At 60.5% G+C, this 15,584-nt stretch carries 15 protein-coding genes; 2 read left to right on the forward strand and 13 right to left on the reverse strand.

Annotation, left to right across the window (positions count from 1 at the left end; translation table 11 throughout):
* Window positions 1–2: 2 nt before the first annotated feature.
* The 11 genes from EC86_RS0110735 to EC86_RS0110785 form a co-directional block, all read right to left on the reverse strand.
* On the reverse strand, window positions 3–293 hold the full coding sequence (locus tag EC86_RS0110735) for a BrnA antitoxin family protein (RefSeq protein WP_029525627.1): 291 nt from the start codon (window positions 291–293) through the stop codon (window positions 3–5).
* Window positions 286–597 carry a hypothetical protein gene (locus tag EC86_RS0110740; RefSeq protein WP_029525628.1) on the reverse strand — a complete coding sequence of 104 codons (312 nt, stop codon included), beginning with the start codon at window positions 595–597 and terminating at the stop codon, window positions 286–288. Before EC86_RS0110740 ends, EC86_RS0110735 begins: the two co-directional genes overlap by 8 nt.
* Before the next feature lie 150 nt (window positions 598–747).
* Window positions 748–1,323: an acyltransferase gene (locus EC86_RS0110745; protein ID WP_029525629.1), complete on the reverse strand. Its 576-nt coding sequence runs from the start codon at window positions 1,321–1,323 to the stop codon at window positions 748–750.
* A complete protein-coding gene (locus tag EC86_RS0110750) occupies window positions 1,320–2,267 on the reverse strand; it encodes a Gfo/Idh/MocA family protein (protein WP_029525630.1) in 948 nt (315 codons plus the stop codon). Before EC86_RS0110750 ends, EC86_RS0110745 begins: the two co-directional genes overlap by 4 nt.
* 22 nt (window positions 2,268–2,289) lie before the next feature.
* On the reverse strand, window positions 2,290–3,585 hold the full coding sequence (locus EC86_RS0110755) for a nucleotide sugar dehydrogenase (protein WP_029525631.1): 1,296 nt from the start codon (window positions 3,583–3,585) through the stop codon (window positions 2,290–2,292).
* A 294-nt stretch (window positions 3,586–3,879) separates the two neighbouring features.
* Window positions 3,880–5,028 (reverse strand): MraY family glycosyltransferase, encoded by a 1,149-nt coding sequence (locus EC86_RS0110760; protein ID WP_084181283.1) that lies wholly within the window; start codon window positions 5,026–5,028, stop codon window positions 3,880–3,882.
* A 19-nt stretch (window positions 5,029–5,047) separates the two neighbouring features.
* The gene (uppS, locus tag EC86_RS0110765; protein WP_029525633.1) at window positions 5,048–5,776 is read right to left on the reverse strand and encodes a polyprenyl diphosphate synthase; all 729 of its coding nucleotides are present in this window, start codon (window positions 5,774–5,776) and stop codon (window positions 5,048–5,050) included.
* A 5-nt stretch (window positions 5,777–5,781) separates the two neighbouring features.
* A complete protein-coding gene (locus EC86_RS0110770) occupies window positions 5,782–8,031 on the reverse strand; it encodes a polysaccharide biosynthesis tyrosine autokinase (RefSeq protein WP_029525634.1) in 2,250 nt (749 codons plus the stop codon).
* 11 nt (window positions 8,032–8,042) lie between these two features.
* A complete protein-coding gene (locus EC86_RS0110775; RefSeq protein WP_029525635.1) occupies window positions 8,043–8,486 on the reverse strand; it encodes a low molecular weight protein-tyrosine-phosphatase in 444 nt (147 codons plus the stop codon).
* A gap of 14 nt (window positions 8,487–8,500) precedes the next feature.
* Window positions 8,501–9,745, reverse strand: a complete 1,245-nt coding sequence (locus tag EC86_RS0110780) for a polysaccharide biosynthesis/export family protein (RefSeq protein ID WP_232229862.1) — start codon at window positions 9,743–9,745, stop codon at window positions 8,501–8,503.
* A gap of 791 nt (window positions 9,746–10,536) precedes the next feature.
* The gene (locus tag EC86_RS0110785; RefSeq protein WP_029525637.1) at window positions 10,537–11,859 is read right to left on the reverse strand and encodes a hemolysin family protein; all 1,323 of its coding nucleotides are present in this window, start codon (window positions 11,857–11,859) and stop codon (window positions 10,537–10,539) included.
* A 24-nt stretch (window positions 11,860–11,883) separates the two neighbouring features.
* Between EC86_RS0110785 and EC86_RS0110790 the strand changes: the two genes are divergently transcribed.
* Both EC86_RS0110790 and EC86_RS0110795 read left to right on the forward strand, forming a co-directional pair.
* On the forward strand, window positions 11,884–12,732 hold the full coding sequence (locus EC86_RS0110790; protein ID WP_029525638.1) for a symmetrical bis(5'-nucleosyl)-tetraphosphatase: 849 nt from the start codon (window positions 11,884–11,886) through the stop codon (window positions 12,730–12,732).
* A gap of 197 nt (window positions 12,733–12,929) precedes the next feature.
* Window positions 12,930–13,214 (forward strand): GIY-YIG nuclease family protein, encoded by a 285-nt coding sequence (locus tag EC86_RS0110795; protein ID WP_029525639.1) that lies wholly within the window; start codon window positions 12,930–12,932, stop codon window positions 13,212–13,214.
* Window positions 13,215–13,357: 143 nt separating this feature from the next.
* Here the strand turns inward: EC86_RS0110795 and EC86_RS0110800 are convergent, their stop codons facing one another.
* Both EC86_RS0110800 and EC86_RS0110805 read right to left on the reverse strand, forming a co-directional pair.
* Window positions 13,358–14,395 (reverse strand): IS630 family transposase, encoded by a 1,038-nt coding sequence (locus EC86_RS0110800; RefSeq protein WP_029525640.1) that lies wholly within the window; start codon window positions 14,393–14,395, stop codon window positions 13,358–13,360.
* A gap of 213 nt (window positions 14,396–14,608) precedes the next feature.
* Entirely contained in the window at window positions 14,609–15,514 is a 906-nt protein-coding gene (locus tag EC86_RS0110805; protein ID WP_029525641.1) for a YihY/virulence factor BrkB family protein, read from the reverse strand.
* Window positions 15,515–15,584 lie beyond the last annotated feature (70 nt).

Genomic DNA, 15,584 nt, shown 5'->3' on the forward strand with positions numbered 1-15,584 from the left:
ACTCATGTCGGCGAATGTGTCTGAAGCCAGTCTTTCAAGGCGTCATTCATCCGGGCTTGCCAACCTGCGCCAGTGGCACGGAATGCCGCCAGCACGTCGGGGCTGTAGCGCACGGTCACGGCTTGCTTGGTTTCTTCCTTGATGCTCCCGACCGGGCGACCACGCGCCTTGTAAGTGGCAATGTCTTCGGGCGTGTGCAGTTGCGCCACCTCGCCCCGCTTGGCCTGTGCGATGGATTCGAGCACATCGGCGGCAAAGGCTTTGGTTTCTTCGTCGATTTTGACTTTAGGCATCGTAGGCATCCTTCCAGGATTTCAAGATTTCGACCGGCATGTTGTCAAACTTGGCCTTGGCGTAAACCGCTACCAGCACCACCTCGCCGTTCGCAAGACGAAGGTAATAGATCACCCGTGCTCCTCCGCTTTTGCCCATTCCATCTCGCTTCCAGCGTACCTTGCGCAGATGGCCAGCACCGGGGATGACGTCACCGGCCAGCGGGTTGTCGCTGATAAAAGCGATGAACGCTTCGCGCTCGGACTCGCTCCAGACACCCTCCACCATGCGCCGGAATACAGGGGTTTCGATGACTGTCAGCATGAATTAATTGTAACTCCAGATAATTGAGTTACCAGCACGCGGAAGGTGGCCCGCCCGCTGAAGGAGACAAACGCAGGTCGCAGCTGAACGTCTCGGCTGTCAGTTGGCACACTTCGTCGAGCAGCGGGCAATGGGTTGGAGCGAGCAGGGTCATGCTTTTGTCACAGTGCGGCCATCAAGCTCATAGCGGGCACGGGTGTGCTGGCAGATGGCTTCGCCCTGCCCTTGCAGCGGCAAGGCGAGCTGTTCGCCAAACTCGCTCATCCAGCCGATTTGCCGGGCCGGTACGCCGACCATGAGGGCGTAGGCGGGCACGTCTTTATTCACCACCGCGCCAGCGCCGATAAAGGCGTATTCACCGATGGTGGCACCGCAAACAATGGTGCAGTTGGCGCCCAGCGTGGCACCTTTTTTCACCAGGGTGCGGCGGTATTCTTCTTTTCGGGTCACGCTGGCGCGGGGGTTGTACACATTGGTAAACACCATGCTGGGGCCGCAAAACACGTCGTCTTCAAGCGTGACGGCGTCGTACACGCTGACGTTGTTTTGAATCTTGACGTTGTCGCCAATCACCACGTCGTTGCCGACATAGACGTTTTGACCTAACGAGCAACGTTCGCCAATGCGGGCCTGCGCGCTGACATGCACCCAGTGCCAGATGCGGGTGCCGGCGCCAATTTGCGCGCCTTCGTCAATGATGGCGCTGGGATGGGCTGTGTAGCTCATGCCAACAGGCGTCTGACGTAAGGGTGGGCATCAACACCGGCCGGAGCCATTTTTGCGGTGCGGATGACGTTGACGGTTTCGATGCAGTGGCGGGCATCGTCCAAACCGTAGCCACGGCCGGCCAAAATTTCCTGGTAGCTGGTGGTGTGCAGGTCGGTGAAACCTTCGGAGAATTCGAGCTGTTCGCCGCTGATGTCGATGTTGCGGTAAGTAGGCTTTTTGCCTTTCACGCCGTCAGGCAGGTCGTTGGCGTCAATGGACAGGAACCAGCGCACGCGGGCACGTTCGTATTCGAGGTAGCCGGCGGCCTTGGATTCGTCGGTGTAATGCACGACGTTTTGCTGCAGCTTGCCAAAAATGAAATGCAGCATGTCGTAGAAATGCACGCCAATGTTGGTGGCTATGCCGAATGACTTGCGGTTGTCGCCCTTCCAGCTTTCGGCATACCACTTGCCGCGCGAGGTGATGTAGGTCAGCTCGACGTCAAACTTGGTATCAAGCGGCGCGGCGGCGACTTTGTCGCGCAGCTTGAGAATGGCGGCGTGATGGCGCAGTTGCAGGATGTTGTACACGCGCTGGCCGGTTTCGCGCTCCACCAGTGCCAGTTCATCCATCAGTTCGGGCGTGGGCACAAGGGGCTTTTCGCAAATCACGTCGCAGCCCAGACGCAGGCTGGCGGCAATGTGCGGATGGTGCAGGTAGTTGGGGCTGCAGATGGCGACGTAATCCAGCGCGGTGGCGGGGTTGCGCTTGATCTGGCGGGCATGCTCCTGAAAGCGCTCGAATTCGGTGAAGAATTCGCTTTCGGGCGAGATGCTGTCGATGATGCCGACCGAGTCGTTGATGTCATAAGCCACGGCCAGGCGGTTGCCGGTGTCTTTGATGGCGCGCATGTGGCGCGGGGCGATGTAGCCGGCGGCGCCGATGAGGGCAAAGTTTTTCATTTTTTATTGGTTGTTTGATGGATTACAGGCGGAAGACCGTGAAGCCTGCTTCAGCGGCTTCATGACGGTTGAAAAGGCTTTTAACGTCGGCCAGCACGGGCTGGCTGCCACGGCAAAGTGCGCGCAACTCGGCCGGCGTGGCGTGGCGGTATTCGTTGTGACCGACGGCTACCACCAGGGCATCGACCTGATTTTCTTCGTCAACCTTGCCTAATTGCACACCATATTCATGCTGCACTTCGTCGGCGCTCGCCCACGGGTCGGCCACCACCACGGTGGCGCCCCAGGCTTCGAACTCATGCACCATGTCGGCCACTTTGCTGTTGCGAATGTCGGGGCAGTTTTCCTTGAAGGTGATGCCCAGTACGCCAATACGGCAGCGCGGCACGTCCATGCCGTTTTTAAGCATCAGCTTGATGGTGTTGCGCGCCACGTAGCGGGCCATGTTGTCGTTGATGCGGCGACCGGCCAGAATGACTTGCGGGTGGTAGCCCACTTCTTCAGCCTTGTGCGTCAGGTAATACGGGTCCACGCCAATGCAGTGGCCGCCGACCATGCCGGGACGAAAGGGCAGGAAGTTCCACTTGCTTCCAGCGGCTTCCAGAACGTCGAGTGTGTCAATGCCCAAACGCTCGAAGATGACAGACAACTCGTTGACCAAGGCAATGTTCAGGTCGCGCTGTGTGTTTTCAATCACTTTAGCGGCTTCGGCGACCTTGAGGCTGCTGGCCTTGTGGGTGCCGGCGACGATGATGCTGCGGTACAGCGCATCGACCGCATCCGCAACTTCTGGCGTGCTGCCACTGGTGATTTTCTTGATCTTGGTAAGGGTGTTGACCTTGTCGCCAGGGTTGATGCGCTCGGGGCTGTACCCACAGAAAAAGCCGACGTTGAATTTCTTGCCGCTGAACTTTTCCAGCACGGGTACGCAAACTTCTTCAGTGGCGCCCGGGTACACGGTGGATTCGTAAATGACCACGGCACCTTCAGGCAGGAATTTACCCACGGTTTCGCTGGCCTTGACGAGCGGCGTCAGGTCGGGCCGGTTGGCTTTGTCAACTGGCGTGGGCACGGTGACGATGAATATCTGGCAGGTTTTTAAATCTTCAGGGTTGCTGCTGAAGCTGAGCTGGCGGGCGCTGGCCAGCTCGTCGGCATTCAGTTCGAGAGTGCTGTCTTTGCCAGCCTGCAATTCGGCGATGCGGGCGGCATTGATGTCAAAACCCAGGACGGGGCGTTGCTTGCCAAATTCAGCCGCCAGGGGAAGACCGACATAGCCCAAGCCGATGACTGCAATTTTTGCGTTGTTCATGTTCATGGTTGCGTTGGAGAGTTCGTTTTTATACATAAGGGATTTAAAGAAAGGAGATATTTGCGGGTATTGCCGTGCAGCTTTGCATGGGTAGCTGAGTGACACGATCCGGTTGAAACAGCATTTTGCTATTTTTTTTATAGCTGCTTACGACCGCTGAACATGCGCTACAGGCATTTTTTTCTTATAAAAAGGTAACGGCACAACACCCTTGGTGCTGTGACTCGTAAGTCCGGTTAGCCGCAGGCATGATCCGACCTGCTCGGGACTCGTGGCTCATTGGGCGCTGCTTGTCCGCTTTCATGATTTCTTGAAAGCCTCTTTCTGCTTGGAACGCATGATCGGTTGTGCTTTGTCTGACGGCAAGGTCTGCACGCTCCAGAACCAGCGAAACTGCGTCAGTCGCGCGTAAACGGCGGTGTACAGCAGGCCGCAGACCACGAATCCCAGCACCAGCATGGCGGTGTGGGTCGGCCAGGTCACCGCAATGGCGGCGGGCACCAGCGCGGCCAGCCACATGATGGCGCCGGTCACGGAGTTGCGGACCAGGTTGCCGGCATGGGGCAACCAGGCGCGCGACACCCGGCGCTTGACCAGGCTGTGCAGATGCAGACGGTCGGGGTCGCCGGGGCTGAGGTGGCGGCGGCGGCGGCGCACAATGCTGAACAGCACCTCCAGGATAGGAAAGCCGCACACCAGCATGGGCGCCCAGGCGGATACCTCGGTATGGCGGGCCAGGATCAACACCGCCAGCCAGGCCAGGGCAAATCCCACAAAGTAGGCCCCGCCGTCGCCCAGGAAAATCTTGCCCAGCGGCCAGTTGACCAGCAGGAAGCCGGCCACGGCACATCCCAGAATCAGGCAAACCAGCGCCAGGTCGTGGTCGCCCAGGGCAATCGTCATGACGCCAAAGGCCGTCAAAATGATGATTACGGTGCCTGCAGCCAGGCCGTTGAAGCCATCGACGATGTTGATGGCGTTGGCCACGCCGCCCACGGCAAAGGCGGTGAACAGCACGGAAAACGCCGTAAAACCCAGCAGCCAGTCCAGGCCCGGCACGTCGGCACCGGTGATGGAATAGCCGGTGATGGCCCAGCCCAGCACGCCGCAGCCCATGGTGGCCAGCAGGCGGGTGCGCACGCTGACGCGCTTGGTCATGTCTTCCAGCAGGCCAAACGCAAAGGCCGGAATGCCGGCCAGAATGAGCGGCCCCAGCAGGGTTTTGCTGGCAGGGTTGGTCAACAGGTAGCCCGCCACAACGCCCACCGCAATGGCAATTCCGCCGACCCGGGGCGTGGGGCTGGTGTGGAACTTCTGCACGCCTTCGTCGCTGTCCATGCTCAGGTGGCCATGCCAGTGCTGGGTGCGCACCAGCAGCAGCGCCACCAGCAGCGCGGTGCTGCCGGCTATAAAAGCGGACAGCAGTTCTGTATTTATGAAATTTTCCATGGTGTCTGTCCGGTTGGAATCAGCAGGCAAGCCGCGAACCCGAGGCGCCAAAGCGGCGGTCACGGGCGCTGAACCACTGCAGTGCCTCGTCAAGCACCGACGTTGAAAAGTCGGGCCACAGCGTGTCGGTAAAAAACAGTTCGGTGTAGGCCATTTGCCACAGCATGAAGTTGCTGATGCGCGACTCGCCGCCGGTGCGAATCAGCAACTCCGGGTCAGGCGCATGGGCCATGCTCAGGTGCGGGCGCAGCGCGGCTTCGTCCATGCTGGCCACGGTTTTGTCAGGATGGGCAGCCTGCCAGGCCTGCACGGCCTGCATCATGTCCCAGCGGCCGCCGTAATTGGCGGCAATGGTCAGGGTGATTTTGGTGTTGTGCGCCGTCAATGCCTGGCCTGTGGCCATGAGGTTTTGCAGCCGCTGGTCGAACCGGCTCAGGTCGCCCACCACCTTCAGGCAGACGCCGCTGGCATGCATGTTGCTGATTTCCTTTTGCAGGTAATGCACCAGCAGGCCCATGAGGCTGGAGACTTCGTCGGCCGGGCGCTGCCAGTTTTCGGTGCTGAAGGCAAACAGCGTGAGGTAGCGCACGCCGCGTGCAGAGCAGGCCTCGACCACCTGCCGCACCCGCCGGGCGCCGCTGGCATGGCCAAGTGCGCGCGGCAGGCTTCGTTTTGCGGCCCAGCGGCGGTTGCCGTCCATGATGATGGCAACGTGTTGCGGCACGGTGGCTGGCGGCAAGTCGTGCATGATTTTTACTGCCCGTCGGCTGTCTTGCCGTACTGGTAGTTGGTGTAGCGGTAGCGGCTGTACTTGTAGCCATAACCGCCGTAACGCTGGCGGTTGGTGTCCAGGTCGTTGAAGACCACGCCCTTGACCGGCACGCCGATATGGCCCAGGCGCTTGGTGCTTTCCTGCAGTTCACCCAGGGCGGTGACTTCAGCCCGGGCGACCAGGAACACGGTGCCGGCATGCGGCGCCAGCACCTGCGTGTCTGAAACGGCCAGCACGGGCGGCGTGTCGATCAGCACCAGGTCGTACCGGCTGGAGAGGTCCTGCAGCAGTTGCACGGTCGCCAGCGACATCAGCAATTCGGCCGGGTTGGGCGGCATGACGCCGGTGGTGACCAGGTCCAGGTTAAGCGCAATGCTGCGATGCACCACGTCGTCCAGCGTGCGGGAGCCGGTGATCAGCTCGCTCAGGCCGTGCCCCCGTTTCAGTCCGAAGAACTGGTGCAGGTGGCCCTTGCGCATGTCGGCATCAATCAACAGCACGCGTTTGCCGCCTGCGGCGAGCACGGCGGCAAAGTTGGCGCTGGTGAAGGACTTGCCAATGCCTGGCGTGGGTCCGGTGAACAGCACGATGTTGTTTCTAGCGTCGAGCATGGCGAACTGCAGGGCAGTGCGCAGGCTGCGCAGGCTTTCAACGCCGGGGTCTTCTGGCTGCGTGACGGCCAGCAAGTGAATGCCAGGGGCCTGGTTCTTGATCAATTGGGAAAGCTTGTCTTGCGCTGCCGAATGCGGCACGGTGGCAAACACATGCAGGCCGGTGGCTGACTCGATGTCGGCCGGGTCCTTGATGCCGGGGCGCAGGCTGTTGCGCAAAAAGGCCAGTCCCATGCCCAGCAGCAGGCCGAGCACGCCGCTGATGGCCAGGATCTGGGCGCGCTGCGGTTTGATGGCCCGCTCGGGCACGACCGGCGCATCGACCACGCGCACATTGCCGACCTTGCCCTCTTTGACCAGGCGCAACTGCTGCGAACTGGTCAGCAGGTTGAGGTACAGCTCGCTGTTGACCTTGACGTCGCGCGTCAGGCGCAGCAGGTCTTGCTCGGTGTTGGGCAGCGTCTTGACCTTGCTGGTCAAGCCTGCAATTTCCTTGCTGACGGCGGCTATCTGCGCGTCCAGCGTCTGGATGACCGGGTGGGCTGCGGTGAACTGCGCGCTTTGCTCGCGGCGCTTTTGCTGCAGCATCAGCAGGTCGCCCTGCAGCTTGACGGACGTTTCAAGATAGGTTTTTCCCTCGGTTCCCAAGTCAAAAGTGCCGTTCTGGTTGCGGAACTTGTTGAAGCGGACCTCGGAGTCTTCGAGTTGGCTTTTGAGCTGCGGCAGGAAGTCGCCCAGGAAGGCGAGGGATTTTTCAGCTTCGGCCGACTTGCGCTCGACGTTCTGGCGAACGTAGTTGGTGCCCACGGCATTCAGGGTGCGGGCAATCTTTTGCGGTTCGGTGCCTTGCAGTTGCATGGCAATCACGCCAGATTGCTTGCCTTGCTCGGAGATGGTGAGGTCTCTTTGGAGTTGCTCGATCACGTCCAGGCGTGAGGAACGCGCCACGATGAAATGCGCACCGGGCTTGGCCTTGAGTTCGGTGACCAGGATGCGGCCCGCGTCTTCGCCGACGCCAAAGCTGGCCATTGTGCCGGTCTTGCCCTGTACCAGCGTCTTGCCGTCAGGGTCCTGCAATTCAAACCCGCCTTCGGTGGCGATCAGCCGCAGCGGCAGACCTTGCAGTGCGTCGGGCACTTCGAGCAGGCCCAGGCGAATGGATTCCTTGCCGGAAACATAGCCGCCCATGCCCATGAAGCCCGGATCGGACAGCGTGGTGGCGCGCCGCGCCAGCCAGCCACCGACCAGCGGGAGGTACCTGGGCGTGGCCGTCACGTACAACTGCAGGTCGTCCACCGACTTGGCAACCACCAGGCGCGAACGCAAAATTTCTATTTCGGCCGTGGCAGGTGACTTGATGTCAAACAGGCTGGCGGCGTCGCCCAAGGCGCCAGCAGCGCCGGGCTTGCTGTCTTCGACCTGGATCAAGGAGTTGGCCTGGTAGACCGGGCGGCTCAGGAAGGCATAGGCACCGCCCAGCACCAGCACCAGCGCCGTGACAGCGGCAATTAGCCAGCGTGCATCGAGCAGCACATCGAGCAGGCCCAACAGGTCGATTTCGTCGTCGTCTTGCATTTCTGCCAAAGGCATGGCGGACACGGAGGATTGGGGAGCGTTCATACGGTCAGACATCACGAAACAAGTTGGATACGGCGCACCCACTCGTCCACGCCACGGGCGATGGAAGCGTGGGCGGCTTCGAAGGCAGCGCGGGGCTTGCGGTAAGGATCGGCAATGTCAAAGCCCCCTTGCGGGCCAAACTCACCCAGGCGGTGGATTTTTCCGCGTGCGGTGGGGTAGCGCTTTTCAAGCTCCTGCTGGTGGCCGGCTTCCATGACCAGGACCAGGTCGGCATGCGCGCACATCCAGCCGGCCACCTGCTGGGCACGGTGGGCGGACAGGTCCAGGCCGTGTTCGCTGGCAATTTCAAGGGCGGTGGCTTCGGCACCATGACCGACCACGGCCTGCAAACCGGCCGACCAGACCTTGCGGCCAGGCAGGCGGTCTTTCAGCATGGCCTCGGCGACGGGGCTGCGGCAGATGTTGCCGACGCAGACGGTCAGGATATTGTTCATGGGTCAGGCCGCTGTTACTTGAAGGCCGAACTGGTGGTGTTGACCACCGCCGCGCTCGGCAAAATCAGGCTGATGACGCGGTTCCAGAGCACCAGCTTGACCGGATCGACAAAGACAACGTCCCGGGATTTGAGTTCAAACCCTTCAGCCAGTGCATACGCCGTGGGCGAGCTGGCGTCGAGGTGGTAGATCTCGGGCGTGGTGGGCGAGACCTGGCCGTTGGCGTCGGCTACGGCAGCACTGTCGCCGCTGCGGCTGCGCACGACATAAATCTGGCGCGGATCGCCGCTGGTGGCATTCACGCCGCCGGACTCGCCCAGCGCTTCATTGAGCGTGAGCCGGCCATTGCGCAGCGGCAGCGCCGTGGGCTTGGTGACTTCGCCCATCACATACACGCGGGTGTCTTCACGGTTGCCGATGCGCACCAGGTCGCCCGCCGCCAGCATGATGCGCGAAGGATTGACGCCAAGCGCGGTCAGCTGGGGCATGTTGATCACGCTGGTCACGCCCTTGCGCGTGACGGCCACCATGGCCCGGTCGGCCGTGGGCGTCATGCCCCCGGCGCGGCTGATGGCCTCGGGCAGCGTCATGGGAATGTCGTTGATGGCCTGCAGGCCGGGAACGCGGACCTCGCCATCGACATACACGCGGCCGGCACGGTAGGCCTGCACGCGCAGGGTGATTTGCGGGTCCTTGATGAATTTGGACAGGCGCTGGGTCAGTTCTTCACGTGCCCCGTTTTCTGTCATGCCGGCGATTTTGAAGGTACCCAGCAGCGGAAACTGAATCAGCCCCTCGGGGCTGACGTTGTAGCCGTTGCCGACCGACGCCAGGCCCGACGAGTCGGTCGTCAGCGTGGAGCCTGCGGGGGTTAGCACCAGTTCAGGATGGTTCCAGACGACGATGTTGACCACGTCGCCAGCGCCAATGCCATAGGGCTTGGCTTCAGCGAACAGGCTTTTCACGTCATTTCCCAGTTCAGCTTTTTGCAGGGCGCGCTGCCGGCTGATGAGTTCGGGCGTGATGGCCAGCAACGCGCCGGGTGGTGGCGCCGGGTCCGAGACAGGCATGCCGGCAGGTGCGCGGGTACCGGCAGGCTCTTCAGCACGCTTGGTGGTGATGGAATACGGGTTGGTGGACGAACCGGCTGCCTGGACATTCTTGCCGATGGAAAGGCCGGGTGCCAGTGCGCATCCGCCCAGCCACGAAACCACGCAGATCGCGACAGGCCAGCGCGCATGAGAGAGCAATGAAGTCAATTTTGGTTTCTGGGTGGTGAGCATGAATGACGGAATCTGGCAGACGGCTGAGAATGAGCTTTTATGTTTTTTAATCAACAAATTGTAAACAAAACGCATGAATTAATCTAATTTGCGCGGGTTGGTCCCATGACAGATGAAGTTGAGTCAACCTTGGGGTGGTCTGGCGGACAAGCGGGGAACGCATACTCCTGCGACCGCGTGATCTGTTTTCAACACATTCCACAGCCGTCGCGTCTGTGGAATTACGCACTTGTTCGAGCATGTGAAAGCCTGAAAAGTGGGAGGGATGGCCTTGATCACGGGCAGGCTCTTGGCCTGCAAACCGGTGGTTTAAACTTTTGAAACTTAGATTTCACAAATTTTAACGACAAAGTTGCAAAATAATTAATAAAAAACAAAATAATACAATATTTGTTAAAATGTAACTTTTTGATTATTTTATGAATTAATACCGTTTTTACGGTCGAGTTGCCCATGCAAGTTGCGGGGCTTGACCGATGGTTTGTTGAAAACCACGGAAAACCGGAGGCAAGGTGGCGGTCATACGCTGAAACGGCCGTGCTTACAAGCCGTCTGGGTTAACCCGTTTTTTGTACTATTCAGCCAAAAACGCGAAAAGCTGTAAATTTAGGCAGATATTCGCAAACAGGTTAGGGAGGCGGAGATTTCCAATGTAGCCATGTCATGCCGGGCTTGACCCGGCATCCATGAATTCGGGGCCATGGATTGCGGGTCAAGCCCGCAATGACAGCCATTTAAAACCGGTACTTTTAAAATTTCCTTATCCCTTAACTCGTTTCGGTGACCAGCACCTTGTCGATCCGCTTGCCATCGAGATCGACGATTTCAAAACTCCAGCCGGCGCAGTCAATGCGTTCGCCGGTGGACGGCAAGTGGCCGGAAACGGATTGCAGCAGGCCGGCAACGGTGTTGTAGCGCCCACGCTCTTCTTCCGGCAGTTCCCTGATGTCCAGCCGCGCCTTGAGTTCGGACACGGGCATGAGGCCGTCGATCAGCCAGCTGCCGTCTTCGCGCCGGGTGGCCCAGGCGTCCTGGATGGTGCCGGTCTGCAACTCGCCGGTGATGGCCTCCAGCATGTCCATGGGCGTCATCAGCCCCTGCACCACGCCGTATTCATCGACCACCAGCAGGATGCGGGTAGAACGGGCGCGCAGCTGCTCCAGCAGTTCCATGCCGGTCAGCGTTTCCGGAACGAATACGGCCGGAACGGCATAAGGGCCAATGCGGTCCGCGACCGTGGGAACCGAACCGGAAGCTTCACCAGCAGATGCCGGCTGAATCTGGCCGCGCAAGGCAAGCAGCTTGGCGACATTGACCACGCCGACCACATCGTCCAGGCTGCCCCGGCAGACCGGGTACCAGGAATGCCCGGTGGCTCCGGCCTTGGCAATCGCATGGGCCAGCGTGTCGGATGCGTCGAGCCATTCGATGCTGGCGCGCGGCAGCATCAAGGACGTCAGCCGGCGTTCATCGAGCGAGAACACGTTTTGCACCATCTGGTGCTCGTGCGCCTCGATCAGTCCGGCATCGACGCCCTCCTCCAGGCTGGCGGCGATTTCCTCTTCGGTCACGGCGCGGCCGGCGCTGTTGTCCACGCGCAGCAGCTTGAGCACCGCAAGGGTGCTGACCGACAGCAGCCAGACGAAGGGCTTGGCGCCTGCAGCCACCCACATCATGGGACGAGAGACCAGGCGGGCCACGGTTTCGGGATACAACTGGCCAATGCGCTTGGGCACCAGTTCGCCAAAGACGATGGTGACGTAGGTGATCACCGCCACCACAATCGCCGTGGCCGAGATATCGGCCGCCCGCACGGACACGCCAAAAGACTGCAGCCACATGGACACGTCGTCACTGAATGCGGCCTCGCCGATGATGCCGTTGAGCATGCCGATCGAGGTGATGCCGACCTGCACCGACGACAGGAACTGCGTGGGATTGGCGAGCAGGTCCAGCGCGGCCCGGGAGCCCTTGTCGCCCGCCTCGGCCATGGCGTTGAGCCTGGCCTTTCGACTGGAGGCCAGGGCGAGCTCGGACATGGAAAAAACGCCGTTGAGCAGCGTCAAGAAGACGATAAGAAGGAAATCCATGGATCCGTAGGCAAAATGTTGACCATGGCACTTTACTGTATCGGCGACCTTCAGGGCTGCAATGCCCCTTTTCAGCGGCTGCTGGAGAAAATTGATTTTTCTCCGAGCCGCGACACGCTATATCTTCTGGGCGACCTGGTGAACCGGGGGCCTGACTCGCTGGGCGCCTTGCGCGGCTTGATGGCCCTAGGCGATGCCGCGCAGTGCCTGCTGGGCAATCACGACCTGCACCTGCTGGCGCTGTGGCAGGGTGTGCGCCTGCCGGGTCGCCACGACACGGTCCAGGGCATCTTGCAGGCGCCGGACCGCGACGAACTGCTGGACTGGCTGCGCCACCGCCGCATGGCCATGCGCCACCACGGCTGGCTGATGGTGCATGCCGGCGTCTTGCCGCAGTGGAGCACGGCGCAAACGCTGAGGCTGGCTGGGGAAGTCGAGCAGGCATTGCGCGGGCCTGACCTGAAAGGCTTCTTGACCGCCATGTACGGCAATGCACCTTGCCTGTGGAGCGACAGCCTGCAAGGCGCGGACCGGCTTCGGGTGATCGTCAATGCGCTGACGCGCCTGCGGTTTTGCACGCCGCAAGGCGCGATGGAATTCGGCAGCAATGAAGGTGCCGGCAGCGCGCCGCCAGGTTACCTGCCGTGGTTCGAAGTCCTTGGGCGGGCAACGCAGGACACCTTGATCACGTTCGGGCACTGGTCCACACTGGTGGCCGACGCCCGCCGGCATACCGGCCTGCGAAACAACACCTTGCCGCTGGACACGGGCTGTGTCTGGGGCGGATGCCTGACGGCAGCGCGGCTCGGCGCCAAGGGGGCCTACGAATTGATTCAGGTGGATTGCGAGCAGGCGCAAAAGCCGGGAAAGTAAAAAGAGGCTGATGAAACAGACAACCCCCTTTTTGGGAGGATGTGTGTTCGGGGATTTTTTCACGCTGCTGGCTTGGATCCCGGGTCAAGCCCGGGATGACAGAGTTACTCCCTGCCACCCTGCTACGCCCGCCTCGCCACCATCTTCCCTCCCTGTCATTGCGGGCTTGACCCGCAATCCATGACCCTAAATTTCCCATGCCCTATTTTGTCTACATGCTGGCCAGTAAACCCAAAGGAACGCTTTATATCGGCGTGACCAACCATCTGGTCCGCCGCATTCATGAACACAAAAGTCACGCGTGCGACGGCTTCACCGCGCGCTACGACGTGCATCACTTGGTCTGGTTTGAGATCACAGAATCCATCGAAGCGGCCATCCAGCGTGAAAAACAGCTTAAAAACTGGAAACGTGACTGGAAGATTGAACTGATCGAAAAAGAAAACCCTCTTTGGGATGATCTGTATTCAAAGATTCTTTAGCGCTGCTGGCATGGATCCCGGGTCCCCGGATCAAGTCCGGGGCAAGCTCAGCCCGGGATGAGAGAATTTTTCTGCCGTTTTTGTCATTGCGGGCTTGACCCGCAATCCATGCCCCCCCCTTATTGATCCGGCCCGATGAAGTATCAAGCGGCATAGCGAACACGCCGATCCTGGAAATAGGCGATAACTCGCTCAGGCGTGCGTTCGAGCAACGTCATGTGCTCATTGGCAGCATCGCGTAATTTGGCTTTGCTGCGCACCGGTACGCGCTTTCCCAACTCTTGCTTGAGGTCCGCGTTCAGGCGTTCCTCCGGGTTGAGTTGCGGGCTGTAGCTGGGCAAATAGAACAGTTCGATGTCCTCCTTATGTTCAGCCACCCACGCCTTGACGATTTTGCTGTGATGAACCCGCAAGTTGTCCAGAATCAAAAACACCTTTTTTTCCGCATCCTTGATCAGCGCTTGCAAGAATTCGATGAGCTTGTCCGCGTCAAACGCATCGTCAATGATCATCCAGCGGGTCTTTCCCTGGTTGGTCACCGTGGCAATCATCGAGAGTTTTTGCCGGGTGCCGCCGATGGTCCTGGCCACGGGCGTTTTCCCAGCGGGCGCAAAGCTTCTGCCGCGCACATCCGTGTTGACAAGCGCCGTCTCGTCACCCCAATGGATTTCAGCGCCCTCCTGACGGGCACGTTGCTCTATCGCCGGGTACTCCCCTTCGAGCCAGGCTTGCACAGCTTCAGGGTTTTGTTCGTAGGCGCGCTTGATAGGCTTTTGAGGGGTAAAACCCCAGCGGGCCAGGTATTTGCCAACGCTGCGCACCTGCAGCTTGACCCCGTACTCCTGCTCGATGAGTTGGCCCACGGCCGCCCGGCTCCACAGGAAGAAATCCATCTTGAGCTGCTCAGGGCGTTGGTCGATGATGCTGCGCTGAATGCTGTCCTCCTGGGCTTGGCTCAGGGTGCGCCCAAGACCCTGGCTGCGCCCTCGCAAGGCCGGTCGAATCGCCGGCCAGCCGCCCGCATCAAAGAGATCGATGCACCTGCGCACAGCCGGGTAGCTCAGACCCGTCATGGAAACAATTTGCATGATGCCTATTGCCCTTTTATGCAGCCTCACGACTTGCTTGCGCCGCTCGTGAAGCTGCTCCAGCGTCTGCTTTCTTGCATTTTCTTTTTCCATCTTTCTTCGATAGAGAAAATTCAATAAAGTTGATACTTCATTGGGCCGGATCAATAGTGTCGCGTCAGGCGCAAAGTGTCGGGAGATCGCGTCGCCAGCGGCGTGCAGCGCAAGGCGCAGAGCGCAGCCAGGGCTGAAGCCCTGGCAAGGGCTGCAACGCGGCGATGCGCGGCGATGGCCAGCGAGAACCGGCAGTTTGCGCCTGACGCGACACTAGACCGCTACATCCGGCAGAGCAGCCTCGTCGGCCCACGCACGCGCCATGCTCGCGGCCAGCAGCAGCACGCCGGACGAAAAATAAATCCACATCAGGATCACCACCAGCGAGCCGGCCGCGCCGTATGCCGACACGACCGCCGCCGTGGACAGGTAGTACGCCATCAGGTACTTGCCCACCTGGAACAAAACAGCCCCCGCCACGGAACCCATCACCAGGAAGCGCAAGGCGGGCTTGGGGCCCGAACTCATGCGCATCAGCCCCAGGAACAGGGCCACGCAAAAGGCAATCGACACCACCTCGTTGAGCACCCAGACCACCTTTTCAAGCGGCAGGTAGCTTCCTGCCCAGAGGGAGATCAGGTTGGTGAACGTTGATACCGCCAGCGACACCAGCAGCAAAAAACCCAGCGCCAGGATGTAGCCAACGCCGCGCAGCCTCAGGCTGGCGCCATACCACCACTTCTGCCTGGGCGTTTCCCGGCTGTCATGGCGCCACACGCGTTCAAATGCATTTTGCAATTCCGCGAAGACGCCGGTCGCGCCGGAAAGCAGCAGCCCGAAGGCCAGCAGCGAAGCGGTGATGCCTTCGGACGGCGCCTGGGCGCTGGCCATGGCCTGCTTGATGACCTGCGCGCCCTGCTCGCCGATGACGCTGGCAATCTGGGCAATCAGGCTGCTCTCGATGTAGGTGCGGTCCAGCCACCAGCCCATGACGGCCACCAGCAACACCAGCAGCGGCGCCAGGCTGAGGATGCCGTAGAACGACATGGCCGCGCTCATGCGCAGGCCGTCGGCATCGACCCACTGGTTCAGTGCGCGCCACAGCGGGCGGTAAAGTTTCTGGAGCAGGGAAAGCCCGAACGCAGCCAGCGCCTGGAGCCGGGAAGGAGATGCAGCCATCATCCGACTAGCCTACCGCTGCTGAAAAAACCGGTCACCGGACAGCGGCTTCAGGCGCCGTAGGCAAGGG

Origin of the sequence: Polaromonas glacialis, from assembly GCF_000709345.1 — a bacterium.
Taxonomy (GTDB): domain Bacteria; phylum Pseudomonadota; class Gammaproteobacteria; order Burkholderiales; family Burkholderiaceae_C; genus Polaromonas; species Polaromonas glacialis.